Raw genomic sequence first — 20,391 nt, 5'->3', positions numbered from 1 at the left:
GTTTGTTAAAACAAGATAGCGCTGAAACGTTTCAAAAAGTCTTGCGCTTTCTGCAATGGCTTGCAAGAAATGTCGTATTTCCGATATCAGAATTTAGAGATACTGCACATTTCTTCTGCGTTCAGCTGAATTTTGCTGAACTTCAGCAAACCAGTTTCAGCTAAGTTCAGCCAGGTGGGGAGTAAGTTGAAATGCCATTTTGATTTTTCGTGGGGTAATTGACTTCACCCACTGTTTATTTTTTAACTGACGGCGTAAACTCCGCCCCTCTCTGTTACTCGCTAATTATAAAACATGCATAACACCCCTGCGGCCACCGCGCCGAAGCCCTTTGATTTGACGTCAACGGCGTTCCTGATTGTTGCCTTCTTCACGGGCATCGCCGGTGCGTTGCAAACCCCGACGCTGAGCCTGTTCCTGACTAACGAAGTTCACGCCCGTCCGGCGATGGTTGGCTTCTTTTTTACCGGAAGCGCCATCATCGGCATTCTTGTCAGCCAGTTTCTCGCCGGTCGTTCCGACCGTAAAGGCGATCGTAAAAGCCTGATCGTTTTCTGCTGTCTGCTGGGGGTGCTGGCCTGCGTCCTGTTTGCCTGGAACCGTAACTATTTCATTCTGCTGTTCATCGGCGTTTTTCTGAGCAGCTTTGGCTCAACCGCCAACCCGCAGCTGTTTGCCCTTGCCCGCGAACATGCCGACCATACCGGGCGGGAAGCGGTGATGTTCAGCTCGATATTGCGCGCTCAGGTGTCGCTGGCATGGGTAATTGGCCCGCCGCTGGCCTACGCGCTGGCGATGGGGTTTGGCTTTACGGTGATGTACCTGAGCGCGGCGGTCGCGTTTGTGGCGTGCGGCGCAATGGTATGGTTTTTTCTGCCGTCAATGCGCAAAGAGCCCAAAGTGGCAACGGGCGTGCTGGAAGCGCCGCGTCGTAACCGCCGCGATGCCCTGCTCCTGTTTGTTATCTGCACGCTGATGTGGGGCACCAACAGCCTGTATATCATTAACATGCCGCTGTTTATTATTGATGAGCTACACCTGCCGGAGAAGCTGGCCGGCATTATGATGGGCACCGCCGCGGGTCTTGAGATCCCGACCATGCTGATTGCAGGCTATTATGCGAAGCGTTTTGGAAAGCGTTTTTTAATGCGCATCGCGGCCGTCGCCGGGCTGCTATTCTACGTTGGCATGCTGACGGTCCATACGCCAGCCCTGCTTCTTGCTTTACAGCTGCTGAACGCCGTGTATATCGGCATCCTGGCGGGGATTGGCATGCTCTACTTCCAGGATCTGATGCCGGGGCAGGCAGGTGCCGCCACCACCCTTTATACTAATACCACCCGCGTGGGCTGGATTATCGCGGGCTCGATGGCCGGTATCGTTGCCGAGATCTGGAACTACCACACGGTGTTCTGGATTGCGCTGGTGATGTGTACGCTGACGATTGGCTGTCTGGCGAGGATCAAAGACGTTTAAGGCGCAGTGAGCGCTTCCAGCTCCAGCAGCCATGTCATTGCCTGCGCGCGCGTGCTGCCGCACATTTCAGCTGATGGCTGAAGCCCGGAACACACCTTCGGGCGCAGGGGAGACTCAAAGATCATACACAGGTTGGATTCAGAGAGCTGAACGCAGCGGGTATTGGCGGGCTTGCCTTCAGGCATGCCTGGAATGGGGCTTGAAATGGACGGAGCGGTACAGCACGCGCCGCAATCTGGACGACAATCCATACATGCTCTCTCGGTGGCGAACACCCGTACAGTCGGGCATCGGGCGCACAGTAACACCTTTTGCGTATTGATAGCAAAAGCCACGAATTCCACTTGCCTGAAAGGCCGCGCGCGAGTAATTTGGCGCGATATTTTTTACCTCCCGTAGACAGGATTACTGCAATGCCAAGAGCGAACGAAATTAAGAAAGGTATGGTACTGAATTACAACGGCAAATTGCTGATTGTGAAAGACATCGACATTCAGGCACCAAGCGCCCGTGGTGCAGCGACGCTGTACAAAATGCGTTTCGCCGATGTGCGTACCGGCCTGAAGGTGGAAGAACGTTTTAAAGGTGACGATATCGTTGATACCGTGACCCTGACCCGCCGCTACGTTGATTTCTCATACATCGACGGCAACGAATACGTGTTCATGGATAAAGAAGATTACACCCCGTACATCTTCACCAAAGATCAGATCGAAGAAGAGCTGCTGTTCATTCCTGAAGGCGGTATGCCAGACATGCAGGTACTGACCTGGGACGGCGTGCTGCTGGCGCTTGAACTGCCGCAGACCGTGGATCTGGAAATCGTTGAAACCGCGCCGGGCATTAAAGGCGCGTCAGCAAGTGCGCGCAACAAACCAGCGACCCTGACTACCGGGCTGGTTGTGCAGGTGCCGGAATATCTCTCCGCTGGCGAGAAGATCCGCATCCATATTGAAGAAAAACGCTATATGGGTCGTGCTGACTGATTATGGCATTTGTCGGGTGGCGGCTTCGCCACCCGACAATTCCGGTTACAGAAGCTCCGGATACTTCGTCATCTTCAGCGCCAGCTCGACCCCTCGCACTTCCGCCATCCCCTTCAGGCGGCCAATCGCCGAATAGCCCGGGTTGGTTTTCTTACGCAGATCGTCCAGCATCTGGTGTCCGTGATCCGGACGGAACGGAATAGGACGATCATCGCCCGCCTGCTTGCGACGCGCCTCTTCAGCCAGAATAGCGTCCACCACCGCGACCATATTCACATCACCGCCAAGGTGCGCCGCCTCATGGAAGGTTTTTGGGTTCTCTTCACGGCAGGTCGCACGCAGATGCGTAAAGTGAATGCGATCGCCAAAGGTTTCTATCATCCGCACGAGGTCATTATCAGCGCGCACGCCGTAGGAGCCGGTACACATGGTAAAGCCGTTGTGGATGCTGTTTACCGTCTCTTTCAGCCATTGCATATCTTCAATCGTAGACACGATACGCGGCAGGCCGAGGATAGGACGCGGCGGATCGTCCGGGTGTACCGCCAGACGCACGCCGGCTTCTTCCGCAACCGGAACGATAGCGCGCAGGAAATACGCCATGTTTTCACGCAGCTGCTGCTTATCAATATTGCCGTATTCCGCCAGACGCGCGCGGAACTGATCCAGCGTGTACCCCTCTTCCGCACCCGGCAGGCCAGCAATGATATTGCGGGTCAGCTTCTCAACGTCCGCTTCACTGGCGGCATTGAACCATTCAAGGGCCTGCTGCTGCTCTTCGGCGGTGTAATCCGCTTCGGCGCCCGGGCGTTTCAGAATGTGCAGCTCAAACGCCGCAAAGGCAATCTGGTCAAAACGCAGCGCTTTCGAGCCGTCCGGCATCTGATATTCCAGGTCGGTACGCGTCCAGTCCAGAATCGGCATGAAGTTATAGCAAACCGTATCAATGCCGCAGGCTGCCAGGTTGCGAATGCTCTGCTGATAGTTTGCAATCCAGGTCCGGTATTCCCCGGAATGGGTTTTGATATCTTCGTGAACCGGAATGCTTTCTACCACAGACCAGGTTAACCCCTTCTCCGCCAGCAGCGCCTGACGCTGTTGAATCTCCTCAATCGGCCATACCTGGCCGTTAGGAATGTGATGCAGCGCCGTGACGACACCCGTTGCGCCAGCCTGACGCACATCATCAAGAGAAACCGGATCGTTCGGCCCGTACCAACGCCAGGTTTGTTCCATTGCCTCATCCTCTCAAGTTGTTATACCAATATGGGTTACTGCAATGACGACTACCATACATGTTTGCCGTGAAGGGTCAACACGCCGCCACACATTGATTGATCAAACTCACAGAACGGGGATATTTACGGCTTACCAATTTTATTTGCTGTCATATAACTTTAGACTGGCATTGTTAATTAATGGTTAATCAGGTGTGTATTTCATGAAGACAATTGCCTCAACCGCCCTTCCAGCCCAGGTTCAACAACCGCGCTACGATCGTCATCAACTGCGCTCCCGCATCGTCCATTTCGGCTTCGGTGCGTTTCACCGCGCGCATCAGGCATTGTTAACAAACCGGGTGCTGAATGAAAAAGGCGGCGACTGGGGAATTTGTGAGATTAGCCTGTTCAGCGGCGACGTGCTGATGAGCCAGCTGCGCGCGCAGGATCACCTGTTTACCGTGCTGGAGAAAGGTGCTGAAGGAAATCAGCCGATTATTGTCGGGGCCGTACATGAATGCCTGAATGCAAAGCTGGACTCTCTGCCCGCGATAATAGAGAAGTTTTGCGAGCCGCAGGTGGCGATTGTGTCGCTCACCATTACGGAGAAAGGCTACTGCATCGATCCCGCGACCGGTAAGCTGGATTTACAAAACGCCCGGATCGTCCACGATCTGGAAAATCCCGCTGAGCCGCATTCCGCGCCGGGGATCCTGGTCGAAGCCCTTAATCGCCGCCGCGAGCGCGGCTTGCCTGCGTTTACCGTGCTTTCCTGCGACAACATTCCGGACAACGGCCACGTGGTGAAAAATGCGGTGCTTGGCATGGCGCAAAAGCGCTCCCCGGCGCTGGCGGAGTGGATCGAGGGCCACGTGAGTTTTCCGGGAACGATGGTCGACAGAATTGTTCCCGCCGCGACGGAGGCCTCGCTTGCGGAGATCGCCGACGCGCTCGGCGTTGACGATCCGTGCGCCATAAGCTGCGAGCCGTTTATTCAGTGGGTAGTGGAAGATAATTTTGTCGCCGGGCGTCCGGAGTGGGAAGTGGCGGGCGTTCAGATGGTGCAGGACGTTCTGCCGTGGGAGCAGATGAAATTACGCATGCTTAACGGCAGCCACTCTTTCCTGGCGTATCTGGGGTATCTCGCCGGGTACGCGCATATTAATGAATGCATGGAGGACGCCACCTTCCGCGAAGCTGCCCGGCGGCTAATGCTGGATGAACAGGCGCCTACGCTGCGTATAAAGGATGTCGACCTGACTGCCTATGCCGACAGCCTGATTGATCGCTTTGCTAACCCGGCGCTGCAGCACCGTACCTGGCAAATCGCGATGGACGGTAGCCAGAAGCTGCCGCAGCGAATGCTGGATGGCATCCGCGTCCACCTTGAGCGTAAAACAGAATGGCCGCTGCTGGCGCTGGGCGTCGCTGGCTGGATACGCTACGTCAGCGGGTTCGACGAACGCGGCAACGCGATTGACGTTCGCGATCCCCTCAGCGATAAAATCCGCACGATTGTCGAGGCCAGCAGCGACGCCGACCGCGTCAATGCGCTGCTGGGGCTGAGCGAGGTCTTCGGTCACGATCTCGCGCAAAATAGCGTTTTCGCTGAGGCTGTTAGCCAGGCCTACCAGCGCATCACCCGCCGTGGCGCACGCCAGGCTGTTATTGAAACGTTAAATCTTTAGCGATTATTGCGCTTAATGCGAACGGACATTGCCTCCGTTCGCCCTCCCCCTTCTCATTGCGCCCGTTTTTCGCCAGGATAAGAGCATAGTGTTATAGCATCACAATTCTCTTGCGGAGCGCACGTGACCAAAACCAACCTCATCACCGGTTTTCTCGGCAGCGGTAAAACCACCTCTATTCTTCATCTGCTGGCGAATAAAGACCCCGCCGAGAAATGGGCCGTGCTGGTCAATGAATTCGGCGAAGTGGGCATTGATGGCGCGTTGCTGTCATCCAGCGGCGCAATGATTAAAGAGATCCCCGGCGGATGCATGTGCTGCGTAAACGGCTTACCGATGCAGGTAGGCCTCAATACGCTGCTGCGTCAGGGCAAACCGGACCGCCTGCTGATTGAACCTACCGGTCTGGGCCACCCGAAGCAGATCCTCGATTTACTGACCGCCCCGGTTTACGAGCCGTGGATCGATCTTCGCGCCACGCTGTGCCTGCTCGATCCGCGTCAGCTTCTGGATGAAAAAACGGTGGCCAATGAGAACTTTCGCGATCAGCTCGCCGCAGCAGACGTTATTGTCGCCAATAAAGAAGATCGCGCTACGGCGGAAAGCCGGGCCGCGCTGGACGCGTGGTGGCAGCATTTCGGCGGCAATCGGACGCGGGTGCAGGCCACGCAGGGGAATATTGATAGCGCCCTGCTGGATCTTCCCCGCCAGAACCTGGCGCAACTCCCGGCCAGCGCAGAGCATGCGCATCACCATTCTGCAAAGCAGGGTCTGGCCGCGCTTAGCCTGCCGGAACACCAGCGCTGGCGTCGTAACCTTAACAGCGGTCAGGGGTATCAGGCCTGCGGATGGATTTTCGATGCCGACACCGTTTTCGACACCATCGGGATCCTGGAGTGGGCCAGACTTGCGCCGGTCGACCGCGTGAAAGGGATCATGCGCACGCCAGACGGGCTGGTGCGGATCAACCGCCAGGGCGACGATTTCTTTATCGAAACGCAAAACGTCGCGCCACCTGACAGCCGAATAGAGTTAATTAGTGCGGTTAACGCCGACTGGAATGCCCTGCAGTCCAGCCTGTTGAAGCTTCGTTTAAGTTCGGGCGGCTAACGTTGCCCCAGTTTTCACTCAATGCAGAACGTTATGACGACTCGAATTCCCCAGATACTACTGCTTAATGTCGCCGGTCTGGCGCTCTTTTTCTCCTGGTATATCCCGGTGAATCACGGTTTCTGGTTCCCGCTGGATTCATCCCTGTTTCATTTCTTCAACCAGGGGCTGGTGAAGAGTGACGCCTTTCTGTGGCTGGTGGCAATTACCAATAACCGCGCCTTTGACGGCTTTTCCCTGCTGGCCATGGGCTGCCTGATGCTCTCTTTCTGGCTCAAAGAGGATGACACGGGGCGTCGCCGCATCCTGATTATCGGACTGGTGATGCTTCTGGCTGCGGTGATCATTAATCAGCTGGCGCAACATCTGATGCCGGTAAAACGTGCAAGTCCTTCGCTCTCTTTCCCGAATATTTATCGCGTGAGTGAACTGCTGCATATTCCAACAAAAGATGCCTCGAAGGACAGTTTCCCGGGCGATCACGGCATGATGCTGCTTATTTTTTCTGGGTTTATGCTGCGCTATTTCGGTAAGAAGGCGTTCGCAATCGCCCTGCTTATTGTGGTGATATTTGCCTTCCCACGCGTGATGATTGGCGCGCACTGGCTGACGGATATTGTCGTGGGTTCCCTTTCCGCGGTGCTGATTGGTCTGCCGTGGGTTCTGATGACGCCTTTGAGCGATCGCCTAATTACCCTTTTCGATCGCTATCTTCCGCGTAGAAAGCAACAAAAATTGAACAAATAATTACCGTTTTTTAACGTAAACTATCGGGGATCATCACGATCCCTGATAATGCCCTTCCCGCGATCTTTCTGCGCTGTCATATTCTTGTCATCACATTCGTGATAAAAATGAAGCAATTGCACGATTACGCGGCGGATCTGCCGCTATTTTGTGCAATGACAAATTTTTACTTTCTGTATCACAATTTCTTATAAAAAAAAGGCTCTTTTTACTCGCAATAGCCCTGGCAATCGGTTAATCTCGAACTCGTTTTGCCCCATGGAGATAATTATTTCGATGGTGAATAATTTTGTGCGCTGCACCACAAATGTCACCAGAAACAATTGTCTCAATGTGAACAGATAATTAGTCTCGTCACGTTTGGCATTTTTATAACGATATTTGTCGTTAAGGACTTCAAGGGAAAATAAACAAAATGGTCAAATCTCAACCGTTTCTGAGATATATCTTACGGGGGATCCCGGCGATAGCAGTCGCGGTACTGTTATCTGCATGTAGTACATCGAACACCGCAAAGAATATGCATCCTGAGACGCGTGTTGTGGGAATGGAAGATTCCTCTTCACTGCAAGCCTCTCAGGATGAATTTGAAAATATGGTACGTAATCTGGACGTGAAGTCCCGCATTATGGACCAGTATGCTGACTGGAAAGGCGTGCGTTACCGTCTTGGCGGCAGCACTAAAAAAGGCATTGATTGTTCCGGCTTTGTACAGCGTACCTTCCGCGAGCAATTTGGGTTAGATCTTCCGCGTTCGACCTACGAACAGCAGGAGATGGGCAAGTCGATTTCACGTACCAAACTGCGTACCGGCGATTTAGTGCTGTTCCGTGCAGGTTCTACCGGTCGACATGTGGGCATCTACATTGGTAATGACCAGTTTGTACATGCCTCCACCAGCAGCGGTGTGACCATTTCCAGCATGAATGAACCGTACTGGAAGAAGCGCTACAACGAAGCGCGCCGCGTACTGACCCGCAGTTAATATGATAATTGTATCGTTGGTTATCCCTTGGCTGGCGATACAATAAAAAAAAAGCACTGCTTCGGCGGTGTTTTTTTTTGCCCGTTACAATGAATACAATCAGCGGCAATTCAGGAACCACGACGTTTATGCTCACCCGCTACTTCTCCAGTCATCGAAAGATACTGTTCCTCAGTATCATTACCGGCCTGATCGCCGCCCTGCTCCTGGGTTCATTGCAATTTTTCTGGAGCTACCACAAGCGGGAAATCCGATTCGATACGTTGATCATGGATGTGCGCATCTACATGGAGAGCTATTTTGACGAGCTGAAAGCCTCCATCGACGTGCTCCAGCCGCTGACGCTCAATAATTGCCAGGACGTTAACGCGGAGCTGACCTCGCGCGCGGCCTTCAGCCTCAACGTACGCGCCTTCCTGCTGGTCAGAGACAAAATGGCGTTCTGCTCGTCAGCCACAGGGCCAATGAATTCCCCGATGGAGGAGCTGATACCCGAGCTGCACATCAACAAGCAGGTTGATATCGCACTGCTCCCCGGCACGCCCATGCTGCCCAATAAGCCCGCGATTGCCATCTGGTACCGTAATCCGCTTGTGAAGGACGGCGGCGTATTCACCTCGGTGAATCTCAACCTGACGCCGTACCTGCTTTACACCGCGCGCCAGGACGAGTTTGCGGGCATCGCGATCGTCATCGGCGAAAATGCGTTATCCACTGCCTCAAGCGCCCTCGTCAAAGCGAAGGATTTACATGAAACGCCGGCGCGCACCGCGACGCTCAAAGACGTTCCTCTGACCATCAACCTGTACGCCGAGGAGTGGACGACCGATGAGATACTTTACGCCCTGTTCTTCGGGCTGGTGTGCGGGATTGCGGCAGGGTCGCTTAACTTCTACATCCTCACGACGCGTCTCAATCCGGGCAAAGAGATTCTGAGCGCCATCAAGCGCGGCCAGTTTTATGTGGTTTATCAGCCCGTTGTCGACGCCAAATCGCTCAGGATGACCGGGCTTGAAGTGCTGATGCGCTGGAAGCACCCGACCATGGGTGAGATCCCGCCGGACGCCTTTATCAATTTTGCCGAAGCGCAGAAGCTGATTGTTCCGCTCACGCTGCATCTTTTTGACCTGATTATTCACGATGCGCCAGTGCTACAGACCGTGCTGCCGCCGGGTGCCAAAGTGGGCATTAATATCGCGCCGGGGCATCTGCATGCGGAAAGCTTCAAAGACGATATGCGCACCTTCAAAGCCCTGCTGCCGCCTGATTACTTCCAGATCGTACTGGAAATTACCGAGCGCGACATGCTGAACCATCGGGAAGCTAACAGCCTCTTCGAATGGCTTCATAACGAAGGGTTTGAAATTGCCATCGACGATTTCGGCACCGGCCACAGCGCGCTGATTTATCTTGAACATTTCACCATGGACTACCTGAAAATCGACCGTGGTTTTGTCAACGCCATTGGCACAGAAACCGTGACCTCCCCGGTGCTGGATGCCGTACTGACGCTGGCAAGACGACTGAATATGTCGACCGTTGCGGAAGGGGTGGAAACACCGGAACAGGCGGCCTGGCTGCGCGAGCATGGGGTTAATTATCTGCAGGGTTACTGGATTAGCCGCCCGATGCCGCTGGAGCAGTTCCGCACGTGGCAAAATACGGTGTCGCCTGACGGGGAATAATTTCACATTGCCCGTGGCGTCACTTATTATTCAGCTTAACTGAGCCGGTCTGTAAAAGAGGGAGCCGCCGCGAGATGTTTATGCGCTTTATGTTGCTTTGGTTGGCAGTCGTGAGCCTGTCCAGCCAGGCGCAAACCATCAAAGAGAACATCGCGTTCGCCGTGATTGGCGAGCCCAAATACGCGGTCAATTTTACGCACTTCGATTACGTCAATCCTGCCGCCCCTAAGGGTGGAAAGGTCACGCTCTCGGCTACGGGAACGTTCGACAACTTTAACCGCTTCGCCCTGCGCGGCGTGGCCGCGGCGCGAACGGAATCGCTCTATGACACGCTTTTTGTCACGTCGGATGATGAACCCGGCAGCTATTACCCGCTGATTGCCGATAACGTGCGCTATGCGGATAACTTCGCCTGGGCCGAAATTACCCTAAACCCCCGGGCCCGCTTTCACGACGGCACGCCGGTCAAGGCCAGCGACGTCGCTTTTACGTTTCATAAATTTATGACCGAAGGCGTTCCCCAGTTCCGCATTGTGTATAAAGGCGCAACGGTGCGCGCCATTGCGCCCCTCACCGTACGCATTGAGCTGAGCGAACCGAACAAAGAGAATATGCTTAGCCTGTTCTCGTTGCCGGTGATGCCTGAATCGTTCTGGAAAAACCATAAGTTAAGCGACCCGCTCTCCACGCCGCCGCTGGCCGGTGGCCCTTACCGCATTACCGACTGGCGCATGGGGCAGTACGTGGTCTATTCCCGCGTGAAAGATTACTGGGCGGCTAACCTGCCGGTAAACCGCGGGCGCTGGAATTTCGACACCCTTCGCTATGACTACTACCTCGACGATAACGTGGCGTTTGAAGCGTTCAAGGCCGGTGCCTTCGATTTACGCGTGGAGAACAGCGCCAAAAACTGGGCGACCCGCTATATCGGCAAAAACTTCACGAAAGGCTACATCGTCAAAGACGAGCACAAAAACGAATCCGCCCAGGACACGCGCTGGTTGGCGTTTAATATTCAGCGCCCGGTATTTACCGACCGCCGCGTTCGGGAAGCCATTTCCCTGGCCTTCGATTTTGAATGGATGAACAAAGCCCTGTTTTACGGGGCGTACAGCCGCGCGAACAGCTATTTCCAGAACACCGAATATGCCGCGCGCGACTACCCCAAAGCCGACGAACTGCTCCTGCTGGCGCCGCTGAAAGCGGAAGTGCCGCCGGAGGTGTTTACCACGGTGTTTCAGCCGCCCGCTTCAAAGGGTGACGGCTACGACCGCGACAACCTGCTGAAGGCCAGCAAGCTGCTGGATGAGGCAGGCTGGCAGCTGAAGAACCAGAAACGCGTCAATGCGAAAACCGGCAAGCCTTTAAGCTTTGAACTGCTGCTCTCCTCCGGCGGCAACGATCAGTGGGTGCTGCCGTTTAAGCACAACCTTGCGCGGCTGGGGATCACCATGAACATTCGCCAGGTCGATAACGCGCAGATCACCAACCGCATGCGCAGCCGCGATTACGACATGATGCAACGCCTGTGGCCCGCGCAGCCGTGGCCCAGCTCGGATCTGCAAATCTCCTGGGCCTCCAGCTACATCGACTCCTCGTACAATGCGCCAGGCGTAAAAAGCCCGGCGATTGATGCCCTGATTGCAAAAATTGTGGCGGCGCAGGGCGATAAAGATAAGCTCTTGCCGCTTGGTCGCGCCCTCGACAGGGTGTTAACCTGGAACTACTACATGCTGCCCATGTGGTATATGGGCGAAGACCGCCTTGCGCGCTGGGACAAGTTCTCCGTGCCTGCCGTGCGCCCTGTCTATTCTCTGGGCTTTGACACCTGGTGGTATGACGTGAATAAAGCCGCCAGACTGCCCGCCGAGCGGCGATAAGGAATTATCATGGGTGCCTATTTAATACGCCGACTTCTGCTGGTCATTCCCACGCTGTGGGCCATTATCACCATTAACTTTTTTATCGTGCAAATTGCCCCGGGCGGGCCGGTCGACCAGGCCATTGCCGCCATTGAGTTTGGCAACAGCGGCGGCATGCCCGGCGGCGGTGGAGAAGGCATGGGCGCCAGCCATGCGCGAACCGGCGTGGGGAATATCAGTGAAAGCCACTACCGCGGCGGGCGCGGGCTGGATCCTGAAGTGATCGCCGAGATCACCCATCGCTACGGCTTTGATAAGCCGATACACGAGCGCTATTTCAAGATGCTCTGGGATTATATCCGCTTTGATTTTGGCGATAGCCTGTTCCGCAGTGCGTCCGTATTAACGTTGATCAAGCAAAGCCTGCCGGTTTCGGTCACGCTGGGGCTGTGGGGGACGTTGATTATCTATCTGGTCTCTATACCGCTCGGGATCCGAAAAGCGGTGCATAACGGCAGCCGCTTCGATATCTGGAGCAGCACCTTCATCATCATCGGCTATGCTATTCCGGCGTTTCTGTTTGCCGTTCTGCTGATTGTCTTCTTTGCCGGAGGCAGCTATTTCGACATCTTCCCCCTGCGGGGGCTGGTCTCCGCCGATTTCAGCACGCTGCCGTGGTACCAGAAAATCACCGACTATCTCTGGCATATCACGCTGCCGGTGCTGGCGACGGTGATCGGCGGGTTTGCCGCCCTGACCATGTTAACGAAAAACGCCTTTCTCGATGAAATCCGCAAGCAGTATGTCGTGACCGCCCGCGCCAAAGGGGTCAGCGAGAAGCAGATTATGTGGAAACACGTTTTCCGCAACGCCATGCTGCTGGTGATTGCCGGATTTCCAGCCACGTTCATCAGCATGTTTTTTACCGGCTCGCTGCTGATTGAGGTGATGTTCTCGCTCAACGGTCTCGGCCTGCTGGGCTACGAAGCCACCGTATCGCGCGATTATCCGGTAATGTTTGGCACGCTCTATATTTTCACCCTGATTGGCCTGCTGCTGAATATCATCAGCGATATCAGCTATACGCTGGTCGATCCCCGAATTGATTTTGAGGGCCGCTGATGCCGCGTTTAAGCCCCGTTAACCAGGCCCGCTGGGCCCGTTTTCGCCATAACCGCCGCGGCTACTGGTCGCTGTGGATTTTTGCTTTCCTGTTTGTCCTGAGCATGTGTTCGGAGCTGATCGCCAACGACAAACCGTTGCTGGTGCACTTTAACGACCGCTGGTACGTGCCGGTACTGGCTAACTACAGTGAAAGCGACTTCGGCGGCCCGTTTGCCACCCCGGCGGAGTACCAGGATCCGTGGCTGCGCCAGCAGATCGAACAGCACGGCTGGGCCCTCTGGGCTCCGGTGCGCTTTGGCGCCAACAGCATTAACTTCGCGACCACAACCCCCTTCCCTTCTCCGCCCTCTGCGCAAAACTGGCTGGGAACAGACGCCAACGGCGGCGACGTGCTGGCGCGCATCCTCTACGGTACGCGGATTTCTATTCTCTTTGGATTGATGCTGACCGTCTTCTCCAGCGTAATGGGCGTAGTGGCCGGCGCCGTTCAGGGCTACTACGGCGGAAAAATTGACCTGTGGGGGCAGCGTATCATCGAAGTCTGGTCCGGTATGCCAACGCTGTTTCTGATCATTCTGCTTTCCAGCGTGGTACAGCCGGGCTTCTGGTGGCTGCTGGGCATCACCGTTCTGTTTGGCTGGATGGCGCTGGTGGGCGTGGTGCGGGCAGAGTTTCTGCGAACCCGTAATTTCGACTATATTCGCGCCGCGCAGGCGTTAGGCGTGAGCGATCGCGCAATCATCTTCCGCCATATGCTTCCCAATGCGGTGGTGGCGACTCTCACCTTCCTGCCCTTTATTCTGTGCAGCTCCATCACCACCCTCACCTCGCTGGACTTTCTGGGCTTCGGCCTGCCGCTGGGGTCGCCGTCGCTCGGCGAACTGCTGCTGCAGGGCAAGAACAACCTGCAGGCGCCGTGGCTGGGCATCACCGCCTTTCTTTCCGTGGCCGTGCTGCTTTCGCTGTTGATTTTTATTGGCGAAGCCGTGCGCGATGCCTTCGATCCCAACAAGGCGGTATAAGATGACGCAGCCTCTTCTCAGTATTGATCGCCTGTCGATTGCCTTCTCGAAGCAGGGCGAGACCCGTACCGTGGTCACCGACCTGTCGCTGCAGATCCAGCGCGGTGAAACGCTGGCGCTGGTGGGTGAATCCGGTTCGGGCAAGAGCGTCTCGGCGCTCTCCATCCTGCGTCTGCTGCCCTCCCCGCCCGTGAGCTATCCGCAAGGGGATATTCTGTTCCACGGCAGTTCGCTGCTGCACGCTGATGAACATACCCTGCGCGGTATTCGCGGCAATAAGATTGCCATGATCTTCCAGGAGCCGATGGTGTCGCTCAACCCACTGCATACGCTGGAAAAACAGCTCTATGAAGTGCTGTCACTTCATCGGGGGATGCGCAAAGAGGCCGCGCGGGGCGAAATTCTGGATTGTCTGGAACGTACAGGCATACACAACGCGGCCAAACGGCTGAATGATTTTCCGCATCAGCTCTCCGGCGGCGAACGCCAGCGGGTAATGATTGCCATGGCCCTGCTCACGCGCCCCGAACTGTTGATTGCCGACGAGCCGACGACGGCGCTGGACGTCACGGTGCAGGCGCAAATTCTGACACTCTTGAGGGAACTGCGTGACGAGCTGGACATGAGCCTGCTGTTTATCACGCACAACCTGAGCATCGTGAAAAAGCTGGCCGACAGCGTCGCGGTCATGCAAAACGGACGCTGCGTTGAACAGAATACCGCGTCCACGCTGCTGAACGCGCCGCAGCATCCCTATACGCAGCGCCTGCTCGACAGCGAACCTTCCGGCGACCCGGTGCCTCTCACGGCAGACAGCACACCGCTGCTGCGCGTCGATGATTTATCCGTCTCGTTCCCGATCCGCAAAGGCGTTCTGCGGCGCATCGTTGACCAGAACCCGGTGCTGAAAAATATCCGCTTCTCGCTGCGACCGGGTGAATCCCTAGGGCTGGTGGGCGAATCCGGTTCGGGGAAAAGCACTACCGGTCTGGCGCTGCTGCGCTTAATTGCCTCTCAGGGCGAGATCCTGTTTGACGATATGCCGCTGCACCGCTGGAACCGCCGCCAGATGCTGCCCGTGCGGCCCCGCATGCAGGTGGTATTTCAGGATCCCAACTCCTCGCTTAACCCGCGCCTCAGCGTGTTGCAGATTATCGAAGAGGGCCTGCGCGTTCACCAGCCTGGCCTGAGTGCGCAACAGCGGGAACAGGAGGTCATGCGGGTGATGGCGGAAGTGGGCTTAGATCCCGACACTCGCCACCGCTACCCTGCGGAATTTTCCGGCGGACAGCGCCAGCGTATCGCCATCGCCCGCGCGCTGATCCTGAAACCGGAGCTGATTATTCTGGATGAACCGACCTCGTCTCTGGACAGAACCGTACAGGCGCAGATCCTGGCGCTGCTCAAAGGGCTACAGGAAAAGCACCGGCTGGCCTATATCTTTATCAGCCATGATCTACAGGTGGTTCGGGCGCTATGCCATCAGGTGATTGTGCTACGACAGGGTGAGGTGGTCGAACAGGGTGATTGCCAGCGCGTATTTACTGCGCCAACGCAGAGCTACACGCGCCAGCTGCTCGCGGCAGACTAGCGCTTAAAACGGATACTGGCCGGAGAAAGGTTCAGCAATCGCAACGCCAAAGTTTTTCAGGCGGCAGGTCGCGGCGAATTCGTCCTGGCTTTTGACAAAAAGGCACGGCTCCCCTTCACACTCCAGTACGGAGCTGTCCACTTCGATATCCGTCAGGGCCTGGCTGAGACGCTCCATCACCCGCCACGCATTTTCGTCGCTCGGGCTCAGCAGCTTGAGCGCCACCAGGCAATTCTCACAGCCCGCGACGCTTTGCGGAATCGGTTCAACTTTCGAACCTGCAAAACCCGCCGACCAGCGATAGCTCTGGGGCAAGCGATGGACAATGGAGAGTTGTAATGTATTCACGTTCGTTCCCCGGAAGCAAAATTTACTTCACAATTTATTTACATTTATAGTAACACATCATCGCCAACCTGCACTATTCAGCGCTTTTTTATCGGTATCGAGGCTCGCGTCGGCGCTATATGTACCCGTTTCTGCGATCTAACTCAACCTTTTTGAATACAATGATGTGACTTTTTACATAAATAGATTTTACATAAAATAAACAAACACGGAATAAACGAACGCGAGTTTGGTTGATATGCGTCAACAAAAAAGGCCCTTTCGGGCCTTATCTGCGCGTTAGTGCGCCGCTTTTCGCGGCCGGCTGGCATAAAGACAGAAAAGCACAGAGCTGGTTGCACAAAAAGCCATCGCCCACAGCATAGGCCAGGCCGTAGTAAAGGTCGCCATAGAGAGTAACGCCCCGACGATGGCACCAATCCCGAAGCGGAAGGTTCCCGCCAGTGACGATGCGGTTCCCGCCATGTGCGGGAATTCGTCGAGGATCACCGCCATCGCATTGGACGAGATCATCGACACGCAGCCGACAAAGGCCGCCACGCCGATCACCAGCGCCCAGAAGCCCACGTCCAGAAACGCGCTCACCACCAGCCAGACCGCCATCACAAACTGGATCCACAGCCCGGCGCGGAACATGTTCAGCGCGCCCACCCGCCGGACAAAGCGGCTGTTAATGATGGTCAGGACAAACAGGAAGACGATATTGAGCGCAAAATAATAGCCAAAGTGCTGCGGCGAAACGTGGTTCAGTTCGATATAGACAAACGGCCCGGCACTCAGGAAGGAGAACATTCCGGCGAAGCTGAACCCGCTCGCCAGCATGTAGCTCAGCACCCGCTTGTGGCGAAACAGCGAGGCAAAGTTGCCTATCGTGGTTCGAATATGAAATTTCTGGCGGCGCTCGACGGGCAGCGTTTCATCAATAAAGAAGAAAATCATCGCCGAGGCCAGCAGCGCGGCCAGCGCCAGGATCCAGAAAATCGCGTGCCAGCTAAACCACACCAGCACCGCACCACCGGCCATCGGTGCCACCAGCGGCGCAATCGTCGTCACCAGCATGACGAACGACATCATGCGGGAGAACTCTTCTTTCGGGTAGATATCACGCATCAGGGCGTTGATCACCACGCTCGCGGCAGCGGCGGCCAACCCGTGCAGGAAGCGCATGATAATCAGTTGATCGATACTCTGCGCCAGCGCACAGGCGACCGCTGCGGCCGCAAAGACCAGCGTCCCGCCAAGAATAACCGGCTTACGCCCCAGGCTGTCGGCCATTGGGCCATACAGCAGCTGTCCGAGCGCGAAACCGAGAATATAGGTGCTGAGCGTCATCTGCGCGCTGCCTGCCGGTACGCCAAACTGCGCGGAAATCACCGGCAGCGCAGGCAGATACATGTCGATAGACAGCGGCATCAGCATCGCCAGCAGGCCAAGAATGAAGACAATTTTGAACGACGAGTGTGGCCTGGTGGTCACAGGGTTCTCCTGAAATTAGTGCGAAGGCAGACCGACGCTGGCAATCTCTTCTTCCGTCAGCGGACGATATTCACCGGGCGCCAGGTCGGGATCGAGCGCAATCGCACCGATGCGTTCACGGTGCAGGCCCACAACGTGGTTACCCACGGCGGCAAACATGCGTTTCACCTGATGGTAGCGTCCTTCGCTGATGGTCAAACGGACCTCCGTCGGGGTGATGACCTCAAGCACGGCGGGTTTGGTCAGATCCTTTTCATTATGCAGCTGAACGCCTTTCGCGAATTGCTCTGCCGTGTCATCCGCAACCGGTGACTCCAGCGTGACCAGATAGGTTTTCTCGCAGTGGTGGCGCGGGGAAGTGATGCGATGCGACCACTGACCGTCGTCGGTCATCAGCACCAGACCGGTAGTGTCGATGTCGAGGCGGCCCGCGGCGTGCAGCTTATGCGCCACCGGCTCGTCGAGGAAATAGAGCACCGTCGGGTGATCCGGATCGTCCGTTGAGCAGACATAGCCTTCCGGCTTATTGAGCATGAAATAGCGGGGACCGTGCTGCTGGGTCAGCGGATTGCCGTCGTACTCAACCTGATGGTCAGGCTGCAGTTTGAACGCGCTGTCTCGCACAATGTCGCCATCCACGGTAACGCGGTTGGCGCGAATTTCGCGCCCGGCAATAGCGCGGCTTACGCCGAGTTGCTGAGCGATAAACTTATCAAGTCGCATGAAATCTTTTTAGCCTTAATGGTGCTGGATGTCGGACCGTGCGTCCGAAAAAAGAAGCAGTCAGGAACGGTTCAGTATAATGGTCTGGTTGCGCCACTCAAGGGAAAAAGTTTCGTGGCATACTATATGCGGATTAACGAAACCGAGACCCCATGACTTTTACACTTCGTCCCTATCAGCAGGAAGCCGTTGACGCGACGCTCGCCTGGTTCCGTAAACACCGGGAACCGGCGGCCATTGTCCTCCCGACCGGTGCAGGCAAGAGCCTGGTGATTGCCGAACTGGCGCGCCTGGCGCGTGGTCGCGTGCTGGTATTGGCCCACGTCAAAGAGCTGGTGGCGCAAAACCATGCCAAATATTGTGCGCTGGGGCTGGAAGCCGACATTTTCGCCGCCGGGCTGAAGCGCAAAGAGAGCCACGGCAAAGTGGTTTTCGGCAGCGTACAGTCGGTGGCCCGCAACCTGGATCTGTTCCGCAGCGAGTTTTCGCTGCTGATTGTCGACGAATGTCACCGCATCAGCGATGACGACGACAGCCAGTATCAGCAAATCCTCACTCACCTTAAAGAGGTGAACCCTCACTTACGCCTGCTCGGCCTGACGGCAACCCCGTTTCGTCTGGGCAAAGGCTGGATCTACCGCTTTCATTATCACGGCATAGTGCGCGGCGACGAGAAAGCGCTGTTCAGCGACTGTATCTATGAACTTCCGCTGCGCTACATGATTAAGCACGGCTACCTGACGCCGCCCGAGCGGCTGGATATGCCGGTCGTGCAGTACGATTTCAGCCGCTTACAGGCGCAGAGCAACGGGCTGTTCAGCGAGGCGGATCTTAACCATGAGCTGAAAAAACAGAAGCGGATCACGCCGCATATCATCAGCCAGATTGAAGAGTTCGCGCAAACGCGTAAAGGGGTGATGATTTTTGCTGCCACCGTCGAACACGCGCGCGAAATCACGGGACTGCTACCCGCTGACGACGCAGCGCTGATCACTGGCGAAACGCCCGGCCCGGAGCGCGACAGGCTGATTGAGGCTTTCAAAGCCCAGCAGTTCCGCTACCTGGTGAATGTCTCCGTATTAACCACCGGGTTTGACGCCCCGCACGTCGACCTGATTGCGATTCTGCGCCCGACGGAATCCGTCAGCCTGTATCAGCAGATTGTCGGCCGTGGCCTGCGCCTGGCGCCGGGCAAAACCGACTGCCTGATACTGGATTACGCCGGCAACCCGCACGATCTGTACTCCCCGGAAGTGGGCGCGCCAAAAGGCAAAAGCGACAACGTGCCGGTACAGGTGTTTTGCCCGGCCTGCGGCTTTGCCAACACCTTCTGGGGAAAAACCACCGCCGACGGCACGCTGATTGAACACTTTGGCCGCCGCTGTCAGGGCTGGTTTGAGGATGATGAGGGGCATCGCGAGCAGTGCGATTTCCGCTTCCGCTTCAAAAACTGCCCGCAGTGCAACGCCGAAAATGACATCGCCGCCCGCCGTTGCCGCGAGTGCGACACGGTGCTGGTGGACCCGGACGACATGCTGAAAGCGGCGCTGAAGCTGAAAGATGCGCTGGTGTTGCGCTGCTCCGGCATGGCGCTGCAGCCCGGCGCGGATGAAAAAGGCGAATGGCTGAAAATCACCTATTACGATGAGGATGGCGCTGACGTCAGCGAACGGTTCAGGGTTCAGACGCCTGCCCAGCGTACGGCATTTGAGCAGCTGTTTATCCGGCCGCATACCCGTACGCCTGGCGTGCCGCTGCGCTGGATAACCGTGGCGGATATCGTGCATCAGCAGGCGCAGCTGCGCCACCCCGACTTCGTGGTCGCCCGTAAGAAAGGCCAGTTCTGGCAGGTTCGCGAGAAGGTCTTTGACTATGAAGGTCGCTTCCGTCGGGCAAATGAATTGCGCGGCTAACGGGACTTTTCATTGATGTGCGGGGCATTTGAGTATAAAATGCCGCCCGCTTCACATCCGTGGGGCAGAACACTCACCTGCTGCTGGGTCGCCTGTAGTAGGGTTTTAAATACAGAGAGAAATCAATGTTCACTATCGAAGCAGAAGTACGTAACGTGCAGGGTAAGGGTGCGAGCCGCCGCCTGCGTAACGCTAACAAGTTCCCGGCTATCGTTTACGGTGGCGAAGCTGCTCCAGTTGCTATCGAACTGGATCACGACAAAGTGTGGAACATGCAGACCAAAGCTGAGTTCTACAGCGAAGTTCTGACCATCGTTGTTGGCGGTAAAGAAGAAAAAGTGAAGGTTCAGGCTGTTCAGCGTCACGCGTTCAAGCCAAAACTGACTCACATCGACTTCGTTCGCGCGTAATCGCAAACCTGTCGAGAAAACCCC

The 20,391-nt window shown here is 56.1% G+C and carries 18 protein-coding genes; 13 read left to right on the top strand and 5 right to left on the bottom strand.

Annotation, left to right across the window (positions count from 1 at the left end):
* Positions 1-294: 294 nt before the first annotated feature.
* Positions 295-1,476 carry a sugar efflux transporter SetB gene (gene setB / locus IM271_RS06080; protein ID WP_045259727.1) on the top strand — a complete coding sequence of 394 codons (1,182 nt, stop codon included), beginning with the start codon at positions 295-297 and terminating at the stop codon, positions 1,474-1,476.
* Here setB and IM271_RS06075 read toward each other — a convergent pair.
* The gene (locus IM271_RS06075; RefSeq protein ID WP_028013872.1) at positions 1,473-1,727 is read right to left on the bottom strand and encodes a YkgJ family cysteine cluster protein; all 255 of its coding nucleotides are present in this window, start codon (positions 1,725-1,727) and stop codon (positions 1,473-1,475) included. The two genes, setB and IM271_RS06075, sit on opposite strands and share 4 nt — an antisense overlap.
* A 162-nt stretch (positions 1,728-1,889) precedes the next feature.
* Here IM271_RS06075 and yeiP point away from each other — a divergent pair, with 162 nt between their 5' ends.
* Positions 1,890-2,462: an elongation factor P-like protein YeiP gene (gene yeiP, locus IM271_RS06070; RefSeq protein WP_008500940.1), complete on the top strand. Its 573-nt coding sequence runs from the start codon at positions 1,890-1,892 to the stop codon at positions 2,460-2,462.
* A 45-nt stretch (positions 2,463-2,507) separates the two neighbouring features.
* Here the strand turns inward: yeiP and uxuA are convergent, their stop codons facing one another.
* Positions 2,508-3,698 (bottom strand): mannonate dehydratase, encoded by a 1,191-nt coding sequence (uxuA, locus tag IM271_RS06065; protein ID WP_028013873.1) that lies wholly within the window; start codon positions 3,696-3,698, stop codon positions 2,508-2,510.
* Between the two features lie 205 nt (positions 3,699-3,903).
* On the opposite strand from uxuA, the gene IM271_RS06060 reads away from it, so the two are divergent.
* The 9 genes from IM271_RS06060 to yejF all read left to right on the top strand — a co-directional run bounded on the left by IM271_RS06060 (position 3,904) and on the right by yejF (position 15,497).
* Positions 3,904-5,370, top strand: a complete 1,467-nt coding sequence (locus tag IM271_RS06060) for a mannitol dehydrogenase family protein (protein ID WP_045629871.1) — start codon at positions 3,904-3,906, stop codon at positions 5,368-5,370.
* A gap of 123 nt (positions 5,371-5,493) precedes the next feature.
* Entirely contained in the window at positions 5,494-6,480 is a 987-nt protein-coding gene (locus tag IM271_RS06055; RefSeq protein ID WP_193052317.1) for a GTP-binding protein, read from the top strand.
* A 33-nt stretch (positions 6,481-6,513) separates the two neighbouring features.
* Positions 6,514-7,227 carry a phosphatase PAP2 family protein gene (locus IM271_RS06050; protein WP_028013876.1) on the top strand — a complete coding sequence of 238 codons (714 nt, stop codon included), beginning with the start codon at positions 6,514-6,516 and terminating at the stop codon, positions 7,225-7,227.
* A 415-nt stretch (positions 7,228-7,642) separates the two neighbouring features.
* Positions 7,643-8,212: a bifunctional murein DD-endopeptidase/murein LD-carboxypeptidase gene (mepS, locus tag IM271_RS06045; RefSeq protein ID WP_028013877.1), complete on the top strand. Its 570-nt coding sequence runs from the start codon at positions 7,643-7,645 to the stop codon at positions 8,210-8,212.
* Between the two features lie 128 nt (positions 8,213-8,340).
* Complete coding sequence (locus tag IM271_RS06040) at positions 8,341-9,897, top strand: cyclic di-GMP phosphodiesterase (protein WP_049000382.1); 1,557 nt, start codon at positions 8,341-8,343, stop codon at positions 9,895-9,897.
* Positions 9,898-9,971: 74 nt separating this feature from the next.
* Positions 9,972-11,777 (top strand): extracellular solute-binding protein, encoded by a 1,806-nt coding sequence (locus IM271_RS06035; protein ID WP_028013879.1) that lies wholly within the window; start codon positions 9,972-9,974, stop codon positions 11,775-11,777.
* Between the two features lie 9 nt (positions 11,778-11,786).
* Positions 11,787-12,881, top strand: coding sequence for a microcin C ABC transporter permease YejB (locus IM271_RS06030; RefSeq protein WP_028013880.1), 1,095 nt, complete (start codon positions 11,787-11,789; stop codon positions 12,879-12,881).
* Positions 12,881-13,906: an ABC transporter permease gene (locus IM271_RS06025; RefSeq protein ID WP_192971280.1), complete on the top strand. Its 1,026-nt coding sequence runs from the start codon at positions 12,881-12,883 to the stop codon at positions 13,904-13,906. The genes IM271_RS06030 and IM271_RS06025 overlap by 1 nt, the downstream gene beginning before the upstream one ends.
* Before the next feature lies 1 nt (position 13,907).
* A complete protein-coding gene (gene yejF / locus IM271_RS06020) occupies positions 13,908-15,497 on the top strand; it encodes a microcin C ABC transporter ATP-binding protein YejF (RefSeq protein ID WP_193052316.1) in 1,590 nt (529 codons plus the stop codon).
* Positions 15,498-15,500: 3 nt separating this feature from the next.
* Here the strand turns inward: yejF and IM271_RS06015 are convergent, their stop codons facing one another.
* The 3 genes from IM271_RS06015 to rsuA form a co-directional block, all read right to left on the bottom strand.
* Entirely contained in the window at positions 15,501-15,845 is a 345-nt protein-coding gene (locus IM271_RS06015; protein ID WP_028013883.1) for a YejG family protein, read from the bottom strand.
* 279 nt (positions 15,846-16,124) lie between these two features.
* Positions 16,125-17,321 carry a Bcr/CflA family multidrug efflux MFS transporter gene (locus tag IM271_RS06010; protein WP_041908984.1) on the bottom strand — a complete coding sequence of 399 codons (1,197 nt, stop codon included), beginning with the start codon at positions 17,319-17,321 and terminating at the stop codon, positions 16,125-16,127.
* Positions 17,322-17,336: 15 nt separating this feature from the next.
* Complete coding sequence (gene rsuA / locus IM271_RS06005; protein ID WP_028013885.1) at positions 17,337-18,044, bottom strand: 16S rRNA pseudouridine(516) synthase RsuA; 708 nt, start codon at positions 18,042-18,044, stop codon at positions 17,337-17,339.
* Positions 18,045-18,196: 152 nt separating this feature from the next.
* Here rsuA and IM271_RS06000 point away from each other — a divergent pair, with 152 nt between their 5' ends.
* Both IM271_RS06000 and rplY read left to right on the top strand, forming a co-directional pair.
* Complete coding sequence (locus tag IM271_RS06000; RefSeq protein WP_193052315.1) at positions 18,197-19,957, top strand: DEAD/DEAH box helicase; 1,761 nt, start codon at positions 18,197-18,199, stop codon at positions 19,955-19,957.
* Between the two features lie 125 nt (positions 19,958-20,082).
* Positions 20,083-20,367 carry a 50S ribosomal protein L25 gene (gene rplY, locus IM271_RS05995; RefSeq protein WP_028013887.1) on the top strand — a complete coding sequence of 95 codons (285 nt, stop codon included), beginning with the start codon at positions 20,083-20,085 and terminating at the stop codon, positions 20,365-20,367.
* The last annotated feature ends 24 nt before the right edge of the window (positions 20,368-20,391 follow it).

The organism is Enterobacter cloacae complex sp. I3 (assembly GCF_014896175.1).
Taxonomy (GTDB): Bacteria; Pseudomonadota; Gammaproteobacteria; order Enterobacterales; family Enterobacteriaceae; genus Enterobacter; species Enterobacter bugandensis.
The sequence above is the reverse complement of the archived record's forward strand: the minus strand, read 5'-3'. Positions and strand labels throughout refer to the sequence as shown.